The sequence below is a fragment of the Streptomyces sp. BBFR25 genome (assembly GCF_044590125.1).
GTDB lineage: Bacteria > Actinomycetota > Actinomycetes > Streptomycetales > Streptomycetaceae > Streptomyces > Streptomyces canus_D.
Genome location: NZ_CP172447.1, coordinates 7,180,509 through 7,200,740, shown reverse-complemented (window position 1 = coordinate 7,200,740; position 20,232 = coordinate 7,180,509). Strand labels below are relative to the sequence as shown.

Below are 20,232 nucleotides of genomic sequence, written 5' to 3'. Positions count from 1 at the left end.
GTGTGTCGTGCGGTGGGGTCGCTCCGGCCGGGTGGCGGTGGCTACTCCAGTACGCGGGAGGCGCCGACCGGTAGGTCCCACAGGCGTTCGCGGGGCAGGCCCGCCTGCTGCCAGGCGGCGCGCACGCGGGTGAGGGGTTCCAGTACCGGTTCCGCGGACAGCACGAACGTGCCCCAGTGCATCGGCGCCATGTGGCGCGCGCCGACGTCCTGGGCGGCCCGTACCGCCTCCTCGGGGTCGCAGTGCACGTCGCTGAGCCACCAGCGGGGGTCGTAGGCGCCGATGGGGAGCAGGGCGAGATCGATGCCGGGGTAGCGGCGGCCGATGCGGGCGAACCAGTGGCCGTACCCCGTGTCGCCGGCGAAGTAGACGCGCCGCCCGTCGGGGTCGGTGAGGACCCAGCCGCCCCACAGGGTGCGGCACGTGTCGGTGAGGCTGCGCTTGGACCAGTGGTGGGCCGGGACGAAGTCGAACCGGACCCCGTTCAGCTCGGTCGCCTCCCACCAGTCCAGCTCGGTGACCCGGGTGAAGCGACGGCGGTGGAACCAGCGGCCGAGACCGGCGGGCACGAGGACGGGGGTGTCGCGCGGGAGCCTGCGCAGGGTGGGCGCGTCCAGGTGGTCGTAGTGGTTGTGGCTGATGACGACGGCGTCGACGCGGGGCAGGGCGCTCCAGGCGACGCCGACGGGGGTGACCCGGGCCGGGGTGCCGAGGATCCGGCGGGACCAGACGGGGTCGGTGAGCACGGTCAGGCCGCCGATCCGCACCACCCAGCTGGCGTGTCCGGCCCAGGTGACGGCGACGGTGCGTGCGTCCACGCGGGGCAGCTGGCCGGGGGCGTAGGGCAGCCGGGGGATGTCGGCGAGTCCGGCGGGGCCGGGTCTGACCGCGCCCTCGCGGGCGAATCTGGCGAAGGCCTTCAGACCGGGCAGCGGCGCGGTCAGCCGGTCGTGGAAGGTCCGCGGCCACACCCGGTGCTCGGCCGGTGGCCGGGGCTCGGCGAGCGGCGGGTGGGCGGCGCCCGCGTCGGTGTCCTCGGCGGACGCGGGGGTGCTCGTGGTCGACCGGGGCTGCTGCGTCATCGAGGGGGCTCCCATCGCTGAGCGTCGCGGAGACCGTCGAAGACCGACTTCAGACCGGTCAACGCGCGTCGCACGTGTGGCAGTTCCAACGGGTCCGTCGAGGTGAGGCACTCCGTCCGCCGCTCGTCGGTGCCCGCGTCGAGCAGGGGCCCGGTGGCGAGCCGGACACGCAGGGCGGGCAGGTCGTCCCCGAAGCGGTGGCCGCCGGGGGCCGGCATGCCGAGCCGGGCGCTGAGGAAGTCCTCCAGTTCCTGGGCGTCGCCGACGCCCTCGGCGCCGAGCGCGTCGCGCAGCGGACCCAGGTCGGCGTACAGGTGGCGGCCCGCCTGCGGAGGGCGGGCGGTGGCGCCCGCGGCGACCACTGCGGCGTGCACGGCGGCGGCCACGCGCGCGTGCAGGCGTACGGCGGCGGCCCGGCGGTCGGTGACCGGCTCGGGTTCGTCGAGCGCGTACCCGGCCGCGGCGGCGACGGGTGCCGCGACCCGGGCGCCGAGCGCGGTGAGCACGTCGAGCACGCGCGCGTGCAGGCCGTTCCCGGCGGCGGAGGCGGGGAAGCGGGCGACGGCGGCCGGCCAGGCCGGCGGCAGCAGCGCGCCCGCCAGGTCGGTGACGACGGTGACCCGCTCGGGCAGCATCTCGGCGGGGCTGAGGAGCACGGTGGCGTGCGGGTCGTGCAGGGTGTCCCGCCAGGTCTCGTCGCTGACCAGGTGCAGCCCCTCGCCCGCGGCGGCCTCGACGGTCTCGTGCAGCAGCTCGGGCGGCGCGACCGTGCCGGTCGGGTCGTCGGCGACGGACAGCACGAGCAGGCGGGGATCGCCGCCCTCGGCGCGGACCCGGCGGACGGTTTCCAGCAGGGCGTACGGGTCGGGTACGCCGCCGGACTCGGCCGGTGTCGGCACGTGGAAGACGGGTCTGCCCAGCAGCCGTGCGTACGGCGCCCACCAGGCGGCGCAGGGACGGGGCACCAGCACGTCGCCGCCCAGCGCGGCGGTCAGCGCGAGCAGGAGGGCGCCCGCGCCGGGGGCGGCGGCCAGGTGGGCGGGGTCGGTGGTCAGGCCGCGCCGGTCCCAGTAGCCGCTCGCGGCCTCCAGGAGGGCGGGGGCGCCGCCGGCCGGTTCCCCGCGCGCGCGGCCCGCGGCGGCGGCGAGCACGGCGGACAGCTCGGGCAGCACCGGCAGCCCGTCGTCCGGGAAGTGCGGGCCGTAACGGACGGGACCGTGGCCCACGGGGTCGTGACCCGCACCGGGACGGCCACCGGGGTCGTGGCCTGCGGGTCCCGTGGCCAGGCCGCCCTCGGGGTCCGTGCGCCGCATGCGTACCTCCGCGCGGTCCGTGCCGCCTGTCCGTACCGTGCCCTGTCTCGTCGGACCGGGCCGCCGACCCCGTCGGGCCCGTCCCGTGTGCGCTCGACTGTGCGCTCGCCGTTCGTTGATCCCAGTACCCATCGTGCCGCCCCGCCATGGCTCCGGTTCCGGTTCCGCGTGTCACAGGCGGACCGGCGTCCGCGCGGGGTCAGCGCTCGCCGTCCTCCCCGCGCAGGCGCAGCCGCAGCCGGTGCGCGGCCGCACCGCACGCGCCCGCGATCAGGACACCACCGGCGACCAGGGCGGGCACCGAGTCGCCGAAGGTCCCGCCGGCACCGGCGCGCACTCCGTGCTCCGCCGTCGCACCGCCGCAGGACGTGCCCTGCCCGGCGGAACCACCGTGCGGGGCGGCGGTCTCCCGGCACGTCGGCCGGGCGGCACCTGCGCCCGCACCGCTCTCCTCCGGCACGCTCATGGTCGCGCTCCAGGGGTCGCCGCCCTCGCCGCCCGAGGCGTCCGGGCAGGCGCCGTCGACGGTCCAGTCCTCCGCGGTCCCGGCGGCGCCCTCCGTCTCCGCCCAGTCCTCGGTCTCCGCCGAGCCCCCGCTGTCCGCGACGCCACCGGTGCCCGCGGTGCCCGTCGAGTCCTCCGTGCCCTCCGCGCTCCGCTCGGCCGCGAAGTCCTCGGCTGCGGCTATCCGCGCGGTCCCCCGGTAGGCCGGTCCGGCTGCCGTCCCGGCGTCTTCCGCCACCTTGCGCAACTCCACGATGCCGTCCTCGAAGGCCGCCGAGGTGGCGTCGAGGCTCGCGGGCGCGGCCCCGCCGGTCGGGCCGCACGAGACCGAGACGGTGACGGTGTCACCGGGGGCGGCGTTCGCGGGGCTGACCTGTGCGGCGGCCTGCCCGGCGGACGGCGGGACGGCCTCCTCCGCGGACGGCGGGGGCACGGCGGCCGGGTCGTCGGCGGGCGGCGGGACGACGGGCTCCCCCAGGTCGGCGGGGGGCGGCGGGACCCCCGGGTCGGCCGCGCCGAGGCCTGCGGAGAGACCGAGGGCGGCACTGGCCAGCACGGCGACGGACAGGGCGCGGGCGGTGCGACGCATGGGACGGGCTCCTTCGAGCGACGGCTTGCGGGGCACTGCACTCGCGCCCCTCGGCCATCACAGCCCGCCCGGCACCGGGACGCCCGTCACCGTGCTCCGTTCGCGCGAACGGAGCGCCCGGGCGGGTGAGCCCGAGGTTTCACGCCCCCTGCCCCGGGTCCCGCAGCACCTGCTCCCGCACCCGGTCGCAGCAGCGGGTGATCAGGCGGGAGACGTGCATCTGGGAGATGCCGAGCTGTTCCGCGATGCGGCTCTGGGTCATGTCGTCGAAGAAGCGCATGTAGAGGATGGCGCGCTCGCGCGGGGGCAGGGCGGCCAGCCGGTCCTTGACGGCCTCCCGGTCGACGACCGTGTCGAGGGCCGGGTCGGGGCCGCCGAGCGCGTCGCTCAGCGAGTAGCCGTCCTCGCTGCCCGGGAGTTCCGCGTCCAGGGACAGGGCCGTGAAGCTCTCCAGGGCCTCCAGGCCGGTCCGGACGTCCTCCTCGCTCAGATCGGCGCGCTCGGCGATCTCGGAGACGGTGGGCCTGCGGCCCGGGATGGTCTGGGACAGGTCCTGGCCGGCGAAGCGGACGCGGTTGCGCAGCTCCTGGACCCGGCGCGGCACGTGCAGGGTCCACATGTGGTCGCGGAAGTGGCGCTTGATCTCGCCGGTGATGGTCGGCACGGCGTAGCTCTCGAAGGCATTGCCGAGTCCGGGGTCGTAGCGGTCGACGGCCTTGACGAGACCGAGGGCCGCGACCTGGCGCAGGTCCTCGTAGCTCTCGCCGCGGCTGCGGAACCGTCCCGCAAGCCGTTCGGCCATGGGCAGCCACGCCTCGACGATCCGGTCGCGAAGCGCGTCGCGCTCGGGGCCGTCCGGAAGGGTGGCGAGCCGGCGGAAGGCGTCGGCGGTGTCGGGGGCGTCGTCGTGCGGGTGCTTCACACTGGCGTGGATCGGCATGGTGCGTCGCAACTCCCTCGGAGTGCGGGGTCCCGTCGTCGCGCCGGACGGCAGTCCGGTCGGCACGGCCCGCCTTGGGCGGCCGGGGTTGGGGCAACCTCCGGCTCGCGGGGCGGGCGGAGCCGTACGACGACACGGCCCTGGGGGTCGGGCGGTCACCGTGGGAGAGCGTCCGGGCCTCGCGCGGACGCGTCCGTGGCGGTCTCGCGCCGCTCCCACGGACGTGCCTCCTGTCCGAAGCACTGACCTTGCACCTGCCCCCCGTCCCCCGTCCCAAACACCCGGATTCTCAGCCCTTGCGCGGCTGCTTGAAGCGCACCATGTTCCCGGCGGGGTCGCGGAAGGCGCAGTCGCGGACGCCGTAGGGCTGGTCGACCGGTTCCTGGAGGACCTCGGCGCCCGCCGCGCGGACCTGCTCGAAGGTGGCGTCGACGTCGTCGGTGGCGAGGATGACGCCGCGCAGGTGGCCCTTGGCCAGCAGGTCGGCCATCGCCTGGCGGTCGGCGGCCGAGGCGTTGGGGTCCGCGAGCGGGGGTTCGAGGACGATGTCCACGTCGGGCTGCGCCGGAGAGCCGAGGGTCACCCAGCGCATGTCCTCGTACCCGACGTCGTTGCGGACCTCCATGCCGAGCACGTCCCGGTAGAAGGCGAGCGCCTTGTCGTGGTCGTCGACGGCTATGAAGCACTGCGAGAGGTTGATGTCCATGCGCGTCACGCTACGGGCGGTGACGCGGGCGTCGCTTCTCCGTTCCTGACCGACTCGCCGTTCCCGACCGACCCGCCGCTCCTGACCGACTCGCCGCTTCTGACCGACTCCCCGTTCCTGACCGGCCGGGTGTAGACCTTGGCGACGCAGGCCGGGACGGCGGCACCGTCGGTGTGGTCGCGCTCGCGGTAGGCGCTCGGGCTCTCGCCGACCAGTTCGGTGAACCGCGAGCTGAACGACCCCAGCGAGGTACAGCCGACCGCGAAGCAGACCTCGGTGACGCTCAGGTCGCCGCGCCGCAGCAGCGCCATGGCGCGCTCGATGCGGCGCGTCATCAGGTAGCTGTAGGGCGTCTCCCCGTAGGCGGCGCGGAAGCTGCGGGAGAAGTGGCCCGCCGACATGAGGGCGACGCGGGCCAGCGCCGGCACGTCGAGCGGCTCGGCGTACTCGCGGTCCATCAGGTCGCGGGCCCGCCGCAGCCTGGCCAGGTCCTCCAGCGTCGTCACCCGACCACGATCCCACAGCGCCGGAGACCGCCGGTAGCCGTACCGGCGCCGTGGGCCCGCGGCACGGTCAGGCGCCGACGTAGGCGGCGAGGTGCTCGCCGGTGAGAGTGGAGCGGTCGGCGACGAGGTCGGCGGGGGTGCCCTCGAAGACGACCCGGCCGCCGTCGTGCCCGGCGCCGGGGCCGAGGTCGATGATCCAGTCGGCGTGCGCCATGACGGCCTGGTGGTGCTCGATGACGATGACGGACTTCCCTGCGTCGACGAGGCGGTCGAGCAGACCGAGCAGTTGCTCGACGTCGGCGAGGTGCAGTCCCGTGGTGGGCTCGTCGAGGACGTACACGCCGCCCTTCTCGCCCATGTGGGTGGCCAGCTTGAGCCGCTGCCGCTCGCCGCCGGAGAGGGTGGTCAGCGGCTGGCCGAGGGTGAGGTAGCCGAGGCCGACGTCGGAGAGCCGCTGGAGGATCTTGTGCGCGGCCGGGGTGCGCGCCTCCCCGGCGCCGAAGAACTCCTCGGCCCGGTCCACCGACATCGCGAGCACCTCGCTGATGTCCCGGCCGCCGAAGCGGTACTCCAGCACGGCGGGCTGGAACCGCTTGCCCTCGCAGTCCTCGCAGGGCGCGGCGACGCCGGCCATCATCGCCAGGTCGGTGTAGATGACACCGGCGCCGTTGCAGGTGGGGCAGGCGCCCTCGGAGTTGGCACTGAACAGGGCGGGCTTGACGCCGTTGGCCTTGGCGAAGGCCTTGCGGATCGGGTCGAGCAGTCCGGTGTACGTCGCCGGGTTGCTGCGCCGCGAGCCCTTGATGGGGCTCTGGTCGACCGACACGACGTCGGCACCGGCCGGGACCGAGCCGTGGATCAGGGAGCTCTTGCCGGAGCCCGCCACGCCGGTGACCACGCAGAGCACGCCGAGCGGGACGTCGACGTCGACGCCCTGGAGGTTGTGCGTCCTCGCGTCGCGGATCTCCAGGGCTCCGGTGGGCTTGCGGACCGACTCCTTGAGGGCGGCCCGGTCGTCGAGGTGGCGGCCGGTGACGGTGTCGGCGCCCCGCAGTTCCGCCACGGTGCCCTCGAAGCAGACGGTGCCGCCCGCGGTGCCGGCGCCGGGGCCGAGGTCGACCACGTGGTCGGCGATCGCGATCGCCTCCGGCTTGTGCTCGACGACGAGGACCGTGTTGCCCTTGTCCCGCAGCCGCAGCAGCAGGTCGTTCATCCGCTGGATGTCGTGCGGGTGCAGTCCGACGGTGGGCTCGTCGAAGACGTACGTGGTGTCGGTGAGGGAGGATCCGAGGTGGCGGATCATCTTGACGCGCTGTGCCTCGCCGCCGGACAGGGTGCCCGCCGGCCGGTCCAGGGAGAGGTAGCCGAGGCCGATCTCGACGAAGGAGTCGAGGGTGTCCCGCAGCGCGGTGAGCAGCGGCGCCACCGACGGTTCGTCCAGTTCGCGCACCCACCCGGCCAGGTCACGGATCTCCATCGCGCAGGCGTCGGCGATGCTGATCTTGCCGATCCTGGACGAGCGGGCGCCCTCGCTGAGCCGGGTGCCCTCGCACTCGGGACAGGTGGTGAAGGTGACCGCCCGCTCCACGAAGGCCCTGATGTGCGGCTGCATCGCCTCCTTGTCCTTGGACAGGAAGGACTTCTGGATCTTCGGGATGAGACCTTCGTAGGTGAGGTTGACGCCGTTGACCTTGACCTTGACCGGCTCGCCGTGGAGGAAGTCCCGCAGCTCCTTGTCGGTGTAGTCGCGGATCGGCTTGTCCGGGTCGACGAGGCCGGACTGGGCGTACACCTGTACGGTCCACTGGCTGTCCGACTTCCAGCCGGGGATGGTGAACGCGCCCTCGGCCAGCGACTTGGAGTCGTCGTAGAGCTGGGTGAGGTCGATGTCGGAGACGGTGCCGCGGCCCTCGCAGTTCGTGCACATGCCGCCGGTGCGCTGGAAGGTCGCCTTCACCGCCTTCTTGTTGCCGCGCTCGACGGTGATCGCGCCGCTGGCCCGCACGGAGGCGGTGTTGAAGGAGTACGCGCTGGGCGGGCCGATGTGCGGCTCGCCGAGGCGGCTGAAGAGGATGCGCAGCATCGCGTTGACGTCGGTGGCGGTGCCGACGGTGGAGCGGGGGTCGGCGCCCATCCGCTGCTGGTCCACGATGATCGCGGTGGTGAGGCCGTCCAGGACGTCCACCTCGGGGCGGGCCAGCGTGGGCATGAAGCCCTGGACGAACGCGCTGTAGGTCTCGTTGATCAGCCGCTGCGACTCGGCGGCGATCGTGTTGAACACCAGCGAACTCTTGCCCGAGCCGGAGACGCCGGTGAACACCGTCAGCCGGCGCTTGGGAATGTCGATGCTGACGTCCTTGAGGTTGTTCTCGCGGGCGCCGAGCACACGGATCAGGTCGTGGCTGTCGGCGGCGTGCGACCCGGGTCCCTGGGTGCCCGGCCTCTTGGCGCTGCTCATCGTGTCTCCATCTGTCGGGGGCTCTGTGAAGGTGACGCCCTCAGTGCCTCGTGGTCACACGCTAGAGCGGGCGCGGCGGCCCGCGCTTCTCGATTACTGATCCGCTTCCGGGCCGCGGAAATCGGAGCGGACCCGTCCGGTGGAATCCGTGTCGGCCCGCGGTGTCCGGGTACGCGGTCGGCACCCCTTAAGGATCTGGAGGGAGACATGCAGCGAGGAAGCGACCGGATGAGCGTCCACCGCGACGACGAGATGAAGCACGAACTGCAGGGTCTGCTCAGGTCCGGGCACCCCACCCGCAGCGAGGAGTGGAACGACCCGGAACCGGCCGCCGAGGACGATCCGGACGTCATGTACGGACCGGTGACACCGGGCCGCGGACCGACGTACCTGGAGGCCCTGCGGCTTGAGCTGGCCCGGAACCTGACCCGGGGCAGCTTCCCCGCGGGACCGCGCGAACTGACTCGCGCACTGCGCCGCGGCAACGCGCCGGACGCCCTCGTCGAGGGGCTGGACCGACTGCCGCACAAGGCGCGCTACGACAACGTCCAGGAGCTGGCGGTGGCCCTCACCGAGAGCGGCACCTCGGGTTCGCAGGGCGCGTAGGCGCCGGAAGGGAGACCGAACTCCATGCGTATCGCATTTCTGTCCGCGCCCGAGGGCGTGGAGCAGGTGGAACTGACCGAACCGTGGCAGGCGGCGAAGGACGCGGGGCACGAGCCCGTGCTCGTCTCCACGCAGTCCGGCGAGATCCAGGGCTTCAACCATCTCGACAAGGCGGACACCTTCCCGGTCGACGAGGTGGTGGGCGACACCTCCGCCGACGCGTTCGGCGGTCTCGTCCTGCCCGGCGGGGTGGCCAACCCGGACTTCCTGCGCACGGACGAGAAGGCCGTGGCCTTCGTCAAGGACTTCTTCACGCAGGGCCGGCCGGTGGCCGCCATCTGCCACGCGCCGTGGACCCTGGTGGAGGCGGACGTCGTACGCGGCCGCACCCTGACCTCGTGGCCCAGTCTGCGGACCGACCTGCGCAATGCGGGCGCCACCTGGGTCGACGAACAGGTCAAGGTCTGCGACGGGGGCGACAACGTCCTGATCACCAGCCGCAAGCCGGACGACCTCAAGGCGTTCTGCGAGACCTACCTGGCGGAGTTCGCCAAGGCGGCCGGCTGAGACGGTCAGGGACGGCCGCGGACAACCGGGCGACGGGCGGACGGGCCACCGGCGAGGAATCGCGGGTGGCCCGCCGCCGCGCTCAGCCACCGGGGGCGGCGGGCTGGCCGCAGCCGCGTTCCCTGGCGCCCTCGCGGGTGCGGCCGGGGGCCACCGGACGCCGCGGGTTGCGGCGCAGCCATTCGCCCTCCAGCCGGGCCATGCGGTCGTTGTGGGCCCGCAGCGCGTCGTTCGACCCGTAGAGCAGGGTGTCGTGGCGCGTGCGGTGGATGGTCTCCAGTTCTTTCATCAGCTGCTGGTCGTCCAGGCGGCCCGGGTCCACTCCGATCACGGAGTCGTCCCGCGTGTCGTGTTCGTTCATGCGTCCCGGGTACCCGCCCCGCAGCACTACCACCCCCGAGCGGCACCCGGGAGGGCAGCCACATGGATCTCGCGTTTCTGCACCCCCTCTACGAGCACCAGGGACCCTGGGCCTCCGTCTACGTCGACCTCTCCCGGAACGCGGAGGACACCGCCCACGAGCGTGAGCTGACGGCCGCCGCGGTGGCCCGGGAGCTGGCGGAGCAGGGCGCGGACGACGCCACCTGCCGGGCGGTGCGGGAGGCGGTGGACGAGCTGCGGCACGCCAGCGATCCGCACGGGCGGGCCCTGTTCGCGTGTGCCGGGCAGGTGGTCCTCGATCCGCCGCTGGCCCGGCCCCCGTACGGCGGGACGACCGCCGACTGGGCCCCGCTGCCGCATGTCACGCCGCTGCTCGACCTGGTCGGCGAGGACCCGGTGTGCGTGGTGGCCTACATCGACCGCAAGGGCGCCGACTTCGAGCTGCGCAGCGCGCTGGGCAGCTCCGACGCGGGCGGCGTGACCGGGCGGCAGTGGCCGGTGCACCGCACGAGCAGCGCGGACTGGTCGGAGCGCCATTTCCAGCTCCGGGTGGAGAACACCTGGGAGCACAACGCGGCCGAGATCGCGGACGCGCTCGCCGTGTGCCAGGAGGAGACGGGCGCGGACCTGCTGATCCTGGTGGGTGACGACCGGGAGCGGCGCTCGGTGCACGAGCGGCTGCCCTCGCGCCTCCAGGACCGCGTCGCCGAGGCCTCGCGCGGCGCCGGCAGCAGGCTGCTGGACGACGAGGTGGAGGGGCTGCGCGAGGACCACGTCCGTGCGCGTGCCCGGGAGGACCTGGACCGGTTCCTGGCCGCCCGGTCGCCGGACGGCGAGGGCCGCTCCGGCGCGGCGGAGGGCGTGCCCGCGCTGGTGGAGGCCGCCCGGGAGCACCGCATCGACGAGCTGCTGGTCATCCCGGACGCGCCCGACACGCACCGTGAGGTGTGGATCGGCGAGGACGCGGACCAGGTGGCGGTGCGCCGCACCGAGCTGCAGACGCTCGGCGAGCAGAACTCCTGGGCGGCCCGGGCGGACGACGCCCTGCTGCGCTCGGCGGTGATGACCGGTGCCCCGGCGATCTCGGTGACGCCGGTGCTGCCGCCGGAGACCGCGCAGAAGGCGCCGGTGGGCGGCCTGGGGGCGCTGCTGCGCTGGAGGTGACCGCCCAGTAGGCCCAGGGCGTCAGCGCGCCCGTTCCACCCGCCGTTCGTCCCAGACCGGCTCCGGTGTCTCGCGCACCCGCCCGTCGCTGCCGAAGACCAGGTACCGGTCGAAGGAGCGGGCGAACCAGCGGTCGTGGGTGACCGCGAGGACCGTGCCCTCGAAGCCCTCCAGGCCTTCCTGGAGGGCTTCGGCCGATTCCAGGTCGAGGTTGTCGGTGGGCTCGTCGAGGAGCAGGGCGGTGACGCCCTGGAGTTCGAGCAGCAGGATCTGGAAGCGGGCCTGCTGGCCGCCGGAGAGCCGGTCGAAGGCCTGTTCGGCCTGCTGGGTCAGCTCGTAGCGGCGCAGCCGGGACATGGCGGCGCCCCGGTCCTGCGCATGCTCGGTCCACAGGATGTCCAGGAGGGTGCGGCCGAGCAGCTCGGGGTGGGCGTGGGTCTGTGCGAAGTGTCCCGGCACCACGCGCGCCCCCAGCTTCCAGTTCCCGGTGTGCGTCACGTCGTCGCCGGCCAGCAGCCGCAGGAAGTGCGACTTGCCGGAGCCGTTGGAGCCGAGGACGGCGACCCGTTCGCCGTAGAAGACCTCCAGGTCGAAGGGCTTCATCAGGCCGGTGAGTTCCAGTCGCTCGCAGGTGACGGCGCGGATGCCGGTGCGGCCGCCCTTCAGGCGCATCCTGATGTCCTGCTCGCGCGGCGGCTCGGGCGGCGGCCCGGCCTCCTCGAACTTGCGCAGCCTGGTCTGGGCGGCGGCGTAGCGGGACGCCATGTCGTGACTGATCGCGGCCGCCTGGCGCAGCGTCAGGACGAGTTTCTTGAGCTGCGCGTGCTTCTCGTCCCAGCGGCGGCGCAGTTCCTCGAAGCGGGCGAAGCGGTCCCGGCGGGCCTCGTGGAAGGTGTCGAAGCCGCCGCCGTGCACCCAGGCGTCGGCGCCCGCGGGGCCGGGCTCGACGGAGACGATCTTCTGCGCGGCGCGGGCGAGCAGCTCCCGGTCGTGGGAGACGAACAGCACGGTCTTGCGGGTCTCGGCCAGCCGCTCCTCCAGCCAGCGCTTGCCGGGCACGTCGAGGTAGTTGTCCGGCTCGTCGAGCAGCAGCACCTCGTCGGTGCCGCGCAGCAGCGCCTCCAGCACGAGGCGTTTCTGCTCCCCGCCCGAGAGCGTGCTGACCTGCCGCCACTGGGCCTTCTCGTACGGCACTCCCAGGGCGGCGGTGGTGCAGATGTCCCACAGGGTCTCGGCCTCGTACCCGCGCGCCTCGGCCCAGTCGGCCAGGGCCTGGGCGTAGGTCAGCTGGGCGGCCTCGTCGTCCACCGTCATGATCGCGTGCTCGGCGGTGTCGACGGCGCGCGCGGCCTCGCGGATCCTGGGCTGCGCCACGGACACCAGCAGATCGCGCACGGTCGTCTCGTCCCGTACGGAGCCGACGAACTGGCGCATGACGCCGAGGCCGCCGGTGACGGTGACGGAGCCGCCGTGCGGCTTCAGCTCACCGGCGAGGAGGCGCAGCAGGGTGGTCTTGCCGGCGCCGTTGGGCCCGACGAGGGCCACGACGGCCCCCTCCCCCACGCGGAAGGAGACGTCGCCGAGGAGCGCCCTCCCGTCGGGCAGGTAGTACTCCAGGTGCGCGGCTTCGAGGTGACCCATGGGACCGGATTCTCCGGCTCCGGCCGTGCCCCGGGCAAACGCTTTTCGTCCTGCGTGCCCGCGTCCTCGGCACGTGACCGGGACCACCGGCGGGGCGGCGGCAGGAAACGCCGTCCGCAGGGTAGGCGGGACCCATGAGCCCCGACGTAGACCTCACCGCCGCGATGCCCGGCCCGCACCCCCTCCGCAACGGTTTCCTGCGGCTGGACCAGCGGGTGTTCGAGGCCGTCGCCGCCCGCACCTGGCCCGGCGCCGACCCCCTGCTGCCCCGGTTGAGCCGCGGTGCCAACCACGGGGTGCTGTGGTTCGGCGCGGCCGCCGCCCTGGCCGCGTCGCGCACTCCCAGGGCGCGTCGCGCGGCGGCCCGGGGGATCGCCTCGCTGGGTCTGGCCTCGCTGACGATCAACACCATCGGCAAGCGCTCGGTGCGCCGGACCCGCCCGGTACTGGACCCGGTGCCGCTGGTCCGGCAGCTGAAGCGGCAGCCGATCACGACGTCCTTCCCGTCGGGGCACGCGGCCTCGGCCGCCGCGTTCGCGACCGGCGTGGCGCTGGAGTCCCCGGCGTGGGGCGCGGCGGTGGCCCCGGTGGCCGCCGCGGTCGCCCTGTCCCGGGTCTACACCGGCGTCCACTTCCCGAGCGACGTGGTGGCCGGTGCCGCCCTCGGGGTGGGGGCCGCGTTCGCCGTGCGGGCCGTGGTGCCGACCCGTGCCCAGCACACCCCGCCGGCCCGGCCGCGCGCCGAGGTGCCCGCGCTGCCCGGCGGCGAGGGACTGGTGATGGTCGCCAACGTCGGCTCGGGCACCTCGGACCGGGTGCGGGCGCTGTGCGACGCGCTGCCCGACGCGGAGGTGGTGGAGTGCGAGCCGGGGGACGTCCGGGCGGAGCTGGAGAAGGCGGCCGGTCACGCCCGGGTGCTCGGCGTGTGCGGCGGCGACGGCACCGTGAACGCGGCGGCCGAGATCGCGCTCCGCCACGGGCTGCCGCTCGCGGTGCTGCCGGGCGGCACGCTCAACCACTTCGCCTACGACCTGGGCGTGGAGGACGTACGGGATCTGTGCGGGGCGCTGGAGCGGGGCGAGGGGGTACGGGTGGACGTGGGCCGGTTCGCCTCGGGCGGGCGGCGCGGTGTCTTCCTGAACACCTTCAGCCTCGGCGTGTACCCGGAGCTGGTCCACGAGCGGGAGCGCTGGTCGTCGCGGATCGGGGGCTGGCCGGCCGGGGTGCTCGCGGCGGTGCGGGTGCTGCGCGCCGACCGGCATCCGCTGGAGGCCGAGGTGCGCGGCCGCAGGCGCCCGCTGTGGATGCTGTTCGCGGGCAACGGCACCTACCACCGCCGGGGGCTCGCCTCGGGGCGCCGGCTCGACCTGGCGGACGGGCAGTTGGACGTGCGGGTGGTGCACGGGGGGCGCCGGCCGGCCCTGCGGCTGCTGTCCGCGGCCCTCGCGGGACCGCTGACCCGCTCGCCCGCGCACGCGGCGGTGCAGGTGCCCCGGCTGCGCCTGTCGGGCGTCGCGCCCGGCACGTTGATGGCGTTCGACGGTGAACTGACCGAGACGGAGGGCGACCTGACGCTGGAGAAGCTGCCCGAGGCGCTCACGGTGTACCGGCCGCTGCCCGGAGGCGGGCTGCTCTCCTGATGCGGTTCTGACGATGCGTCAGACCACATCTTGATACATGGATCTCATCATTCGGCTGGCGGGCGTACCGTGACCGCACTGTCGGGAGAGGGGATCCACCATGCCGAAGCCGCATGAGACCGCCGTCTACACGCACGGGCACCACGAGTCCGTACTGCGCTCGCACACCTGGCGCACCGCCGAGAACTCCGCCGCCTATCTGCTCGGATCCCTGCGCCCCCACATGCGGGTCCTGGACATCGGCTGCGGACCGGGCACCATCACCGCCGACCTGGCGGAACTGGTACCGAACGGCCATGTCACCGGCGTGGACCGGTCGCCGGAGATCGTGGAGCGGGCCCGGGCCACGGCCGCCGCGCGCGGGCTCGGCAACACCGACTTCGCGGTCGCGGACGTGCACGCGCTGGACTACCCGGACGACACCTTCTGCGTGGTCCACGCCCACCAGGTGCTCCAGCACGTGGGCGACCCCGTGCGGGCCCTGCGCGAGATGAAACGGGTCGCCAAACCGAACGGGATCATCGCCGTCCGCGATTCGGACTACGCCGCCATGACCTGGTACCCCGCGTCCCCGGGCATGGACGACTGGCTGGACCTGTACCGGCGGGTGGCCCGTGCCAACGGGGGCGAGCCGGACGCCGGGCGCCGGCTGAAGGCCTGGGCGCTCGAGGCGGGGTTCACCGACATCACGGCCACCTCGGCCACGTGGACCTTCAGCACGCCCGAGGAACGGGAGTGGTGGAGCGGTCTGTGGGCGGACCGCACCGTGGAGTCGGCCTACGCGGACCGCGCCACCGGCGGCGGCCATGCGACGCCGGAGCAATTGCGCGCCGTATCGGCGGCCTGGCGGGAATGGGGAAAGCACCCGGAAAGCTGGTTCAGCGTCCTGCACGGGGAGATCCTGTGCCGAAAGGGCGTGTGACCGATGCCTGACCAGTGAAATTCGGGAAACCAGTACGGCAGGAGGTTCGACATTATGGTTCCGCTTCTGCTCGTACTGCTTCTCGCGATCGTCCTTTTCGGTATCGGATTCGCGGTGAAGGTTCTCTGGTGGATCGCTCTGGCGGTTCTCGTCCTGTGGCTGATCGGATTCCTGGCCCGCGGGACCAGGGCCGGTGGCGGCAGGGGCCGCTGGTACCGGTGGTGAACGACAGGTGGTGAGGCTGCTGCCCCGGGAGTGCTCACTCCCGGGGCAGCAGCGGTCCCAGCGGCCCGAGGTCCAGGTTCAGGTCCTCGGGCCGCAGTCCGTAGCGGTCCCGCAGTTCGGTCATGCGGTCGTCGAGGAGCATCAGGGTGAGCCCGATCCGCTCCTCCTGGTCCTCGCTCAGGTCGCCCTCGTCGACGCGGCGCAGCGCCTGGCGTTCCATGAGCTGGCGCAGCAGTTCGACGACCGTCAGCACCAGCTTGATCAGGTCGCGCTCGACCGTGTCGGGTTCGAGGTCGAGGCGGCGCTTGCCGGGTTCGGGAAGTTCGCTCACGTCAGTCCCCGAACGGTGAGGGAACGTTGCGGTTGACCGAGCTGATCAGCGCGTTCAGATCGATGCGGACCAGGTCGACGTCCGCGATGCGCAGCGTGACGTCGCCGGTGATGACGACTCCGCCGGCCAGCAGCCGGTCGAGCAGGTCCACCAGAGCGATCTCACGGCGCTCCACGACGGTCACGATCCCTCCCCCTCTGTCTCCCCGGCGAAGGAATAGGCCGCCCAGGGTCCGGTGAGTTCCACCCGGATTCCGGGGGCGTCGTCCTTCGTGCGGTCCACTGTTTCGACGAATTCCTCCGATGCGTCGCGGGCCACCAGATAGGCGGCATTGAGAACGTTCCGTCCGGCGGCACCGGAAAGGCGGGGGTTCTGCGGCGCGTGCAGCCGCGCGTCGTCGGCCCGCTCGGAGAGCCTCGCGTGCAGCCCGGTGGCGAACTCCTCGGCCCTGCTCCACAGGTCGTCGTTCGCCCGGGTCTGGCGGCGCCGCTGCCGCAGGTAGTCCCGGCCCGTGGCGGGCTTGGGCGCGGGCGGTGCCGACGCCTGCGGCCGCTCGGCCGGCTCCCCCTCGACGTACACCTTCACGCCCCACTCCACCCGGCCGTCCAGCCGGTCGAGCGTGCGCCGGAAGGCCGCCTCGCGCTCCTCCAGCATCACCCGTACGCCGCTGTCGTCGCGGAAGACGGTGGCCAGCCGGAGCGGCAGCGGGGTGGTGACGGCGGTGAGGGCGTCGACCACCTGCTGGTGGGCGCGGGCGGTGGCGGTCAGCCAGTCCAGGTCCTCCAGGCGGGCGCGCAGCGCCTCCTCGCCGAAGTCGGCCTCGGGCACATGGCTGACGACGGCGATCAGGTCGCCGTGCGGCAGCAGCCGGGGCGGGTCGCCCGCCACCCCCGTGAGCTGGGCCTGGAGGGCCGCGTCGAAGGGGCGGCAGACGGCGTAGACGTAGCGCAGTCCGGTCACTGCTCCTCCCTCGGTACGCGGCCCGGGTCCAGCTCCCGCAGGCGTTCGCGGAGCGCCGCGTTCTCCCGGGTGAGTTCGTCGTGCCGAGCGCGCGAGGACAGTGCGGGGTCGCTCTCCCACCAGTCGATGCCCATTTCCTTGGCCTTGTCGACGGAGGCGACGACGAGCCGCAGCTTGATGGTCAGCAGCTCGATGTCGAGCAGGTTGATCTTGATGTCGCCCGCGATCACGACTCCCTTGTCGAGCACCCGCTCCAGGATGTCGGCGAGGTTGGCGCTCTGTCCCTGGCCGTAGGGATCGGGCAGCCGGCTGGGGGTGGTCATCGACGGCTCCCGCCCTCGGCGTCCTCGTACTCGTCACGGGACGCGTACTCGTCCTCCCCGGCCTCCTTCTCCTCCTCGGGCTCCTCGTACTCGCCCTCCGGCTCCTCCTCGTACTCCTCCTCGGGCTCGCCTTCCGGCTCTTCCTCGTACTCCTCCTCGGGCTCCCCCTCCTGCTCGCCCTCCGGCTCCTCCTCGTACTCGCCCTCGGGCTCCTGGCCCGCTTCCTCGTCCTGGTCCTCCTGCCGGTCCCGCTGCTCCTCTTCCTCCTCCGCGACCGCGTCCTCGTGGCTGCGGACGACCTCGCCGTCGCGGATCTCGCCGCGCCAGCCGTCGTCCGCCTCGCCCTTGAAGGTGATGTGGCGGACGTAGTTCTTGAGGTCGAGCCGGGCCCGGCGACCCTGGGCGCGCCAGATGTTGCCGGTCTTCTCGAACAGGCCCTTCGGGTAGTACTCGATGACCAGGACCACGCGGGTCAGGCTGGGCGCCAGCTCGTGGAAGCTGACGACGCCCTTGGTCGAGCCCTTGGCACCCTCCGACGTCCACGAGATCCGGTCGTCGGGCACCTGCTCGGTGGTCTTCGCCTTCCAGCTCCGGTTGGACCAGAAGACCTTCAGCTGCCAGTCCGAGGACGTGTCGTCGGCGCGGTTGGCGCTCTTGACGCCCTTGGCGAAGGTGCTGAAGTCCTGGTACTGGGTCCACTGGTCGTAGGCGGTGCGCAGCGGTACGCCGACGTCGACGTACTCGATGATGACGGTCGGCTTCTGCCCCCCGCCGCCCTTCTTGCGGCCCTTGCCGCCGGTGAGGTTCTTGACGGCACCGACCACGTTGTCCTTCACCTTGCCCGCGCCGACCTCGAAGGCGGCCCGCATCGGGCCCTTGCCCTCGGCGAGCTTGCGTCCGCCGTCGAGGGCAAGCTTGGCGAATCCCGGGCTGTTGCCCTCGGCGATGTCGTTGAGCTTGCCGGTCGTCTGGCCGAGCTTGGTGCCGACGCCGGTCAGCAGCCGGGTGGCCTGGGCGGCGAGGTACTCCTGCACCTCGGCCTTCAGCCGGTCGGCCGCCTCGCTCTGCGCCACGTCGGCCAGCGGGTTCTTCTTGGCGGCCTTGCCCGCCGAGGAGGCCGCGGACCCCAGGGTGTCGCTCATCGCTCACCACCGCCCTTCGACTGCCGGGCACCCGCACCGCGGGCGGCGCTCCTGGCCCCCGCCGTCTTCTTTCCGGCCGCCTTCTTGGCGGGCTGGGCACGCTTCGCCGCCGCCTTCTTCGCCGGGGCCTTGGCGGCGGACTTCTTCACGGGCGCCTTTCCGGCCGTCTTGCGCGCCTCGGGCGGCGCCTTCCTCGCGGGCCGCTCGCGGCGGGGCGCGCGCCGCTCCTCGGCGTCCTCGCGCTCACCGGCGTCCTCGCGCTCGTCGGGCTCCTCGCGCTCCCCGGTCTCCTCGTACTCCTCGTACTGCGCGTCCTCCGAGTCCTCCGAGTCCTCGGAGTCACGGTCGCGGTCGCGGGAGTCGTCGGATCCGACGCCGGGTGCCCGGGACGCCACGCCGGAGAGCTGGTCGCGCACCTCGGCGGTGCGCCCGTGCAGCCGGTCGGCGAGCGCGTCGATCTGCCGCTCGACCATGGCACCCGAGGCCGCCTTGCCCACGCCCCTCAGGTCCGTGCGCAGTTGGTCGCCGATCTCCTTGAACTGCGGGTTGTTCTGCAGTTGTCCGGAGACCAGCTCGGCGATGCCCTTCGGGGTCAGGTTCATCTTCTTGCCGGCCACCATGGTGCCCACGGCGACCGCCAGTTTCAGCTTCTTGGTGCGTCCCAGCAGGTAGCCCGCACCTATCGCGAGGCCCAGTCCCACTCGATTCATGGTGCCGTCCCGTTGCCCAATCCCGCGCTCGTGCGCGTAGCGATCTCCAGCCGGTCAAGAAGCTCGTCCTCCTGTCGGTCGAACTCCTCCTCCGTGATCTCACCGGCCTCCAACTGCTTTTCCAGGTGGGCAAGTTCGGCCCTCACCGTGGCGGGGTCGTAGTAGATCCGCTCGGCCTCCTCCAGCACCTGTCTGATGGCCCAGGCGCCGCCGCGCACCGGTGCGAACGGCAGCAGCAGGACCTCCGAGATCAGTCCCATGCCGTCACCCCGCTCCGGCGTCCGCACCGCCGGCCGCCGTGCCCGCGGGCTCGGCCGGGCCGGGCTCGACGAAGCTGTACGGCGGCAGCGGGCCGTTCACGCGGACCTCCAGGTGCGGCATGGCGCCGCGGGCCCGCTCGACGGCGGCCAGGAACTCCTCGGCCGCCTCCCGCTTCACCAGGAACGAGACGTTCGCCAGCCAGCCGGTGGACTCGGGGCCCACGCTCACGGCGTCGGCGGCGGGCTCCAGGGTGCGCTCCAGGGCGGTGGCGTCCTCGGCCTCCTTGCCCTTGACCGCGGCCGCGACCATCTCGCCGAGCTGGATCTTCGTCTCGTACGTCCCGCCGCCCGCCTGCCGGTTGGACTCGGCGAGGGCGCGGATCTCGGGGTTCTCGGCCATCACGTGGTGCAGTACGGCCTCTTCGACGTGGTTGGCCTTGATGTTGTACTCGACCCGGCCGTCCAGCGCTCCCAGGCGTTCCGCGTAGTGGTCGGCGCGCTCGGCGAGGACCCCGGTGACGGCCTCGTCGTCGGGGGCGACGCTGCCGAAACGCATGGGCAGCACGCAGCCGTCCGCGCCGATCTCGCTCAGCACGTTCTGGTGGGCGAGCAGTTCCCTGCGCTTGGGGCGCAGTCCCTCGGGCGCGTCGCTGACGACGGCCGCCAGCCCGCCCTCCTTGAGGATCCGCACCTCGCGCGGCGGTTCGCCGACTCCGACCGTGCCCTCGGGGAGCGAGGGATGCGTGGCGGCGGTGATGCCGTAGACGTACGTACTCACTCCTGCTCCTCCTTCCGGCGCGAGGGCGCGGCCTTGCGGGCGCGCGGACGCGACGACGTCTCGCGCTCGGAGCCGCTGTCGTCACGGGCCTGCTTGAACGCGTCGGAGATGGTCTCGGCGGCGCCGGACAGCGCCCCCTTGGACTTCCCCTTGGCTCCGGACTCGGTGATCGACCCGACCAGGTCGGGCAGCCCCGGGTCCTTGCGCGGCCCGGCCTCCAGGTCGAGCCGGTTGCAGGCCTCGGCGAAGCGCAGATAGGTGTCCACGCTGGCGACGACGACACGGACGTCGATCTTCAGGATCTCGATGCCGACCAGGGAGACGCGCACGAATGCGTCGATGACGAGCCCCCTGTCCAGAACAAGCTCAAGCACGTCGTAAAGGCCGCTGCTGCCGCCTCCGCCGCCGGTCTGTTGTGCCGGTACGACAGTCATGCCTGTTGTTCCTCCATCTTGTCGGTGGTGTGGGTGGTGTGCGCCGGTAC

General features: G+C 73.1%; 24 protein-coding genes. 6 read left to right on the top strand and 18 right to left on the bottom strand.

What is annotated here, in order from left to right; translation table 11 throughout:
- Window positions 1–41 precede the first annotated feature (41 nt).
- The 7 genes from ACGH52_RS32350 to ACGH52_RS32320 all read right to left on the bottom strand — a co-directional run bounded on the left by ACGH52_RS32350 (window position 42) and on the right by ACGH52_RS32320 (window position 8,098).
- The gene (locus ACGH52_RS32350) at window positions 42–1,082 is read right to left on the bottom strand and encodes an MBL fold metallo-hydrolase (RefSeq protein ID WP_121700916.1); all 1,041 of its coding nucleotides are present in this window, start codon (window positions 1,080–1,082) and stop codon (window positions 42–44) included.
- Entirely contained in the window at window positions 1,079–2,395 is a 1,317-nt protein-coding gene (locus ACGH52_RS32345) for an aminotransferase class I/II-fold pyridoxal phosphate-dependent enzyme (RefSeq protein WP_399944472.1), read from the bottom strand. The genes ACGH52_RS32350 and ACGH52_RS32345 overlap by 4 nt, the downstream gene beginning before the upstream one ends.
- Window positions 2,396–2,594: 199 nt before the next feature.
- Window positions 2,595–3,488, bottom strand: coding sequence for a hypothetical protein (locus ACGH52_RS32340; protein WP_399944469.1), 894 nt, complete (start codon window positions 3,486–3,488; stop codon window positions 2,595–2,597).
- Between the two features lie 139 nt (window positions 3,489–3,627).
- Complete coding sequence (locus tag ACGH52_RS32335) at window positions 3,628–4,428, bottom strand: RNA polymerase sigma factor SigF (protein WP_059300111.1); 801 nt, start codon at window positions 4,426–4,428, stop codon at window positions 3,628–3,630.
- A gap of 289 nt (window positions 4,429–4,717) precedes the next feature.
- Window positions 4,718–5,134 carry a VOC family protein gene (locus tag ACGH52_RS32330; protein ID WP_399944466.1) on the bottom strand — a complete coding sequence of 139 codons (417 nt, stop codon included), beginning with the start codon at window positions 5,132–5,134 and terminating at the stop codon, window positions 4,718–4,720.
- A 5-nt stretch (window positions 5,135–5,139) separates the two neighbouring features.
- Window positions 5,140–5,592, bottom strand: a complete 453-nt coding sequence (locus ACGH52_RS32325) for a helix-turn-helix transcriptional regulator (protein WP_216353577.1) — start codon at window positions 5,590–5,592, stop codon at window positions 5,140–5,142.
- A gap of 115 nt (window positions 5,593–5,707) precedes the next feature.
- Window positions 5,708–8,098, bottom strand: a complete 2,391-nt coding sequence (locus ACGH52_RS32320; protein WP_210976230.1) for an excinuclease ABC subunit UvrA — start codon at window positions 8,096–8,098, stop codon at window positions 5,708–5,710.
- A gap of 207 nt (window positions 8,099–8,305) precedes the next feature.
- On the opposite strand from ACGH52_RS32320, the gene ACGH52_RS32315 reads away from it, so the two are divergent.
- Window positions 8,306–8,704: a DUF2795 domain-containing protein gene (locus ACGH52_RS32315; RefSeq protein WP_059300108.1), complete on the top strand. Its 399-nt coding sequence runs from the start codon at window positions 8,306–8,308 to the stop codon at window positions 8,702–8,704.
- Window positions 8,705–8,728: 24 nt separating this feature from the next.
- Window positions 8,729–9,271, top strand: coding sequence for a type 1 glutamine amidotransferase domain-containing protein (locus ACGH52_RS32310; RefSeq protein ID WP_121702293.1), 543 nt, complete (start codon window positions 8,729–8,731; stop codon window positions 9,269–9,271).
- An 82-nt stretch (window positions 9,272–9,353) separates the two neighbouring features.
- Here ACGH52_RS32310 and ACGH52_RS32305 read toward each other — a convergent pair whose 3' ends face one another.
- A complete protein-coding gene (locus ACGH52_RS32305) occupies window positions 9,354–9,632 on the bottom strand; it encodes a DUF6158 family protein (RefSeq protein WP_059300106.1) in 279 nt (92 codons plus the stop codon).
- 62 nt (window positions 9,633–9,694) lie between these two features.
- Here ACGH52_RS32305 and ACGH52_RS32300 point away from each other — a divergent pair, with 62 nt between their 5' ends.
- Window positions 9,695–10,816 (top strand): Vms1/Ankzf1 family peptidyl-tRNA hydrolase, encoded by a 1,122-nt coding sequence (locus ACGH52_RS32300; RefSeq protein WP_121702292.1) that lies wholly within the window; start codon window positions 9,695–9,697, stop codon window positions 10,814–10,816.
- 21 nt (window positions 10,817–10,837) lie between these two features.
- On the opposite strand, the gene ACGH52_RS32295 is transcribed toward ACGH52_RS32300, so the two are convergent.
- Window positions 10,838–12,457, bottom strand: a complete 1,620-nt coding sequence (locus ACGH52_RS32295; RefSeq protein WP_059300104.1) for an ABC-F family ATP-binding cassette domain-containing protein — start codon at window positions 12,455–12,457, stop codon at window positions 10,838–10,840.
- Window positions 12,458–12,591: 134 nt separating this feature from the next.
- On the opposite strand from ACGH52_RS32295, the gene ACGH52_RS32290 reads away from it, so the two are divergent.
- The 3 genes from ACGH52_RS32290 to ACGH52_RS32280 all read left to right on the top strand — a co-directional run bounded on the left by ACGH52_RS32290 (window position 12,592) and on the right by ACGH52_RS32280 (window position 15,244).
- Window positions 12,592–14,097: a bifunctional phosphatase PAP2/diacylglycerol kinase family protein gene (locus tag ACGH52_RS32290; RefSeq protein WP_076977207.1), complete on the top strand. Its 1,506-nt coding sequence runs from the start codon at window positions 12,592–12,594 to the stop codon at window positions 14,095–14,097.
- Between the two features lie 100 nt (window positions 14,098–14,197).
- The gene (locus ACGH52_RS32285; protein WP_399944459.1) at window positions 14,198–15,019 is read left to right on the top strand and encodes a class I SAM-dependent methyltransferase; all 822 of its coding nucleotides are present in this window, start codon (window positions 14,198–14,200) and stop codon (window positions 15,017–15,019) included.
- A 54-nt stretch (window positions 15,020–15,073) separates the two neighbouring features.
- Window positions 15,074–15,244 carry a hypothetical protein gene (locus ACGH52_RS32280; RefSeq protein WP_059300101.1) on the top strand — a complete coding sequence of 57 codons (171 nt, stop codon included), beginning with the start codon at window positions 15,074–15,076 and terminating at the stop codon, window positions 15,242–15,244.
- Window positions 15,245–15,278: 34 nt separating this feature from the next.
- Here ACGH52_RS32280 and ACGH52_RS32275 read toward each other — a convergent pair whose 3' ends face one another.
- From ACGH52_RS32275 to ACGH52_RS32235, 9 genes are read right to left on the bottom strand one after another with little or no spacing between them, the layout of a single operon-like run.
- On the bottom strand, window positions 15,279–15,575 hold the full coding sequence (locus tag ACGH52_RS32275) for a gas vesicle protein K (RefSeq protein ID WP_059300100.1): 297 nt from the start codon (window positions 15,573–15,575) through the stop codon (window positions 15,279–15,281).
- Window position 15,576: 1 nt separating this feature from the next.
- On the bottom strand, window positions 15,577–15,759 hold the full coding sequence (locus ACGH52_RS32270) for a gas vesicle protein (protein ID WP_003972471.1): 183 nt from the start codon (window positions 15,757–15,759) through the stop codon (window positions 15,577–15,579).
- Window positions 15,756–16,535: a GvpL/GvpF family gas vesicle protein gene (locus ACGH52_RS32265; RefSeq protein ID WP_059300099.1), complete on the bottom strand. Its 780-nt coding sequence runs from the start codon at window positions 16,533–16,535 to the stop codon at window positions 15,756–15,758. Before ACGH52_RS32265 ends, ACGH52_RS32270 begins: the two co-directional genes overlap by 4 nt.
- Entirely contained in the window at window positions 16,532–16,858 is a 327-nt protein-coding gene (locus ACGH52_RS32260; protein WP_059300098.1) for a gas vesicle protein, read from the bottom strand. The genes ACGH52_RS32265 and ACGH52_RS32260 overlap by 4 nt, the downstream gene beginning before the upstream one ends.
- Window positions 16,855–18,000 (bottom strand): SRPBCC family protein, encoded by a 1,146-nt coding sequence (locus ACGH52_RS32255; RefSeq protein ID WP_210976234.1) that lies wholly within the window; start codon window positions 17,998–18,000, stop codon window positions 16,855–16,857. The genes ACGH52_RS32260 and ACGH52_RS32255 overlap by 4 nt, the downstream gene beginning before the upstream one ends.
- Window positions 17,997–18,710, bottom strand: coding sequence for a DNA primase (locus ACGH52_RS32250; protein ID WP_076977203.1), 714 nt, complete (start codon window positions 18,708–18,710; stop codon window positions 17,997–17,999). Before ACGH52_RS32250 ends, ACGH52_RS32255 begins: the two co-directional genes overlap by 4 nt.
- Window positions 18,707–18,970: a gas vesicle protein GvpG gene (locus ACGH52_RS32245; RefSeq protein ID WP_399944453.1), complete on the bottom strand. Its 264-nt coding sequence runs from the start codon at window positions 18,968–18,970 to the stop codon at window positions 18,707–18,709. Before ACGH52_RS32245 ends, ACGH52_RS32250 begins: the two co-directional genes overlap by 4 nt.
- 4 nt (window positions 18,971–18,974) lie before the next feature.
- On the bottom strand, window positions 18,975–19,748 hold the full coding sequence (locus ACGH52_RS32240; protein WP_076977202.1) for a GvpL/GvpF family gas vesicle protein: 774 nt from the start codon (window positions 19,746–19,748) through the stop codon (window positions 18,975–18,977).
- The gene (locus tag ACGH52_RS32235; RefSeq protein WP_059300093.1) at window positions 19,745–20,182 is read right to left on the bottom strand and encodes a gas vesicle structural protein GvpA; all 438 of its coding nucleotides are present in this window, start codon (window positions 20,180–20,182) and stop codon (window positions 19,745–19,747) included. Before ACGH52_RS32235 ends, ACGH52_RS32240 begins: the two co-directional genes overlap by 4 nt.
- Between the last annotated feature and the right edge of the window lie 50 nt (window positions 20,183–20,232).

Coding starts and splice junctions, on each gene's coding strand:
- ACGH52_RS32350 (WP_121700916.1), bottom strand. CDS start 1,082: ATGACGCAGCAGCCCCGGTCGACCACGAGCACCCCCGCGTCCGCCGAG.
- ACGH52_RS32345 (WP_399944472.1), bottom strand. CDS start 2,395: ATGCGGCGCACGGACCCCGAGGGCGGCCTGGCCACGGGACCCGCAGGC.
- ACGH52_RS32340 (WP_399944469.1), bottom strand. CDS start 3,488: ATGCGTCGCACCGCCCGCGCCCTGTCCGTCGCCGTGCTGGCCAGTGCC.
- ACGH52_RS32335 (WP_059300111.1), bottom strand. CDS start 4,428: ATGCCGATCCACGCCAGTGTGAAGCACCCGCACGACGACGCCCCCGAC.
- ACGH52_RS32330 (WP_399944466.1), bottom strand. CDS start 5,134: ATGGACATCAACCTCTCGCAGTGCTTCATAGCCGTCGACGACCACGAC.
- ACGH52_RS32325 (WP_216353577.1), bottom strand. CDS start 5,592: ATGGACCGCGAGTACGCCGAGCCGCTCGACGTGCCGGCGCTGGCCCGC.
- ACGH52_RS32320 (WP_210976230.1), bottom strand. CDS start 8,098: ATGAGCAGCGCCAAGAGGCCGGGCACCCAGGGACCCGGGTCGCACGCC.
- ACGH52_RS32315 (WP_059300108.1), top strand. CDS start 8,306: ATGCAGCGAGGAAGCGACCGGATGAGCGTCCACCGCGACGACGAGATG.
- ACGH52_RS32310 (WP_121702293.1), top strand. CDS start 8,729: ATGCGTATCGCATTTCTGTCCGCGCCCGAGGGCGTGGAGCAGGTGGAA.
- ACGH52_RS32305 (WP_059300106.1), bottom strand. CDS start 9,632: ATGAACGAACACGACACGCGGGACGACTCCGTGATCGGAGTGGACCCG.
- ACGH52_RS32300 (WP_121702292.1), top strand. CDS start 9,695: ATGGATCTCGCGTTTCTGCACCCCCTCTACGAGCACCAGGGACCCTGG.
- ACGH52_RS32295 (WP_059300104.1), bottom strand. CDS start 12,457: ATGGGTCACCTCGAAGCCGCGCACCTGGAGTACTACCTGCCCGACGGG.
- ACGH52_RS32290 (WP_076977207.1), top strand. CDS start 12,592: ATGAGCCCCGACGTAGACCTCACCGCCGCGATGCCCGGCCCGCACCCC.
- ACGH52_RS32285 (WP_399944459.1), top strand. CDS start 14,198: ATGCCGAAGCCGCATGAGACCGCCGTCTACACGCACGGGCACCACGAG.
- ACGH52_RS32280 (WP_059300101.1), top strand. CDS start 15,074: ATGGTTCCGCTTCTGCTCGTACTGCTTCTCGCGATCGTCCTTTTCGGT.
- ACGH52_RS32260 (WP_059300098.1), bottom strand. CDS start 16,858: ATGACCACCCCCAGCCGGCTGCCCGATCCCTACGGCCAGGGACAGAGC.
- ACGH52_RS32255 (WP_210976234.1), bottom strand. CDS start 18,000: ATGAGCGACACCCTGGGGTCCGCGGCCTCCTCGGCGGGCAAGGCCGCC.
- ACGH52_RS32250 (WP_076977203.1), bottom strand. CDS start 18,710: ATGAATCGAGTGGGACTGGGCCTCGCGATAGGTGCGGGCTACCTGCTG.
- ACGH52_RS32245 (WP_399944453.1), bottom strand. CDS start 18,970: ATGGGACTGATCTCGGAGGTCCTGCTGCTGCCGTTCGCACCGGTGCGC.
- ACGH52_RS32235 (WP_059300093.1), bottom strand. CDS start 20,182: ATGACTGTCGTACCGGCACAACAGACCGGCGGCGGAGGCGGCAGCAGC.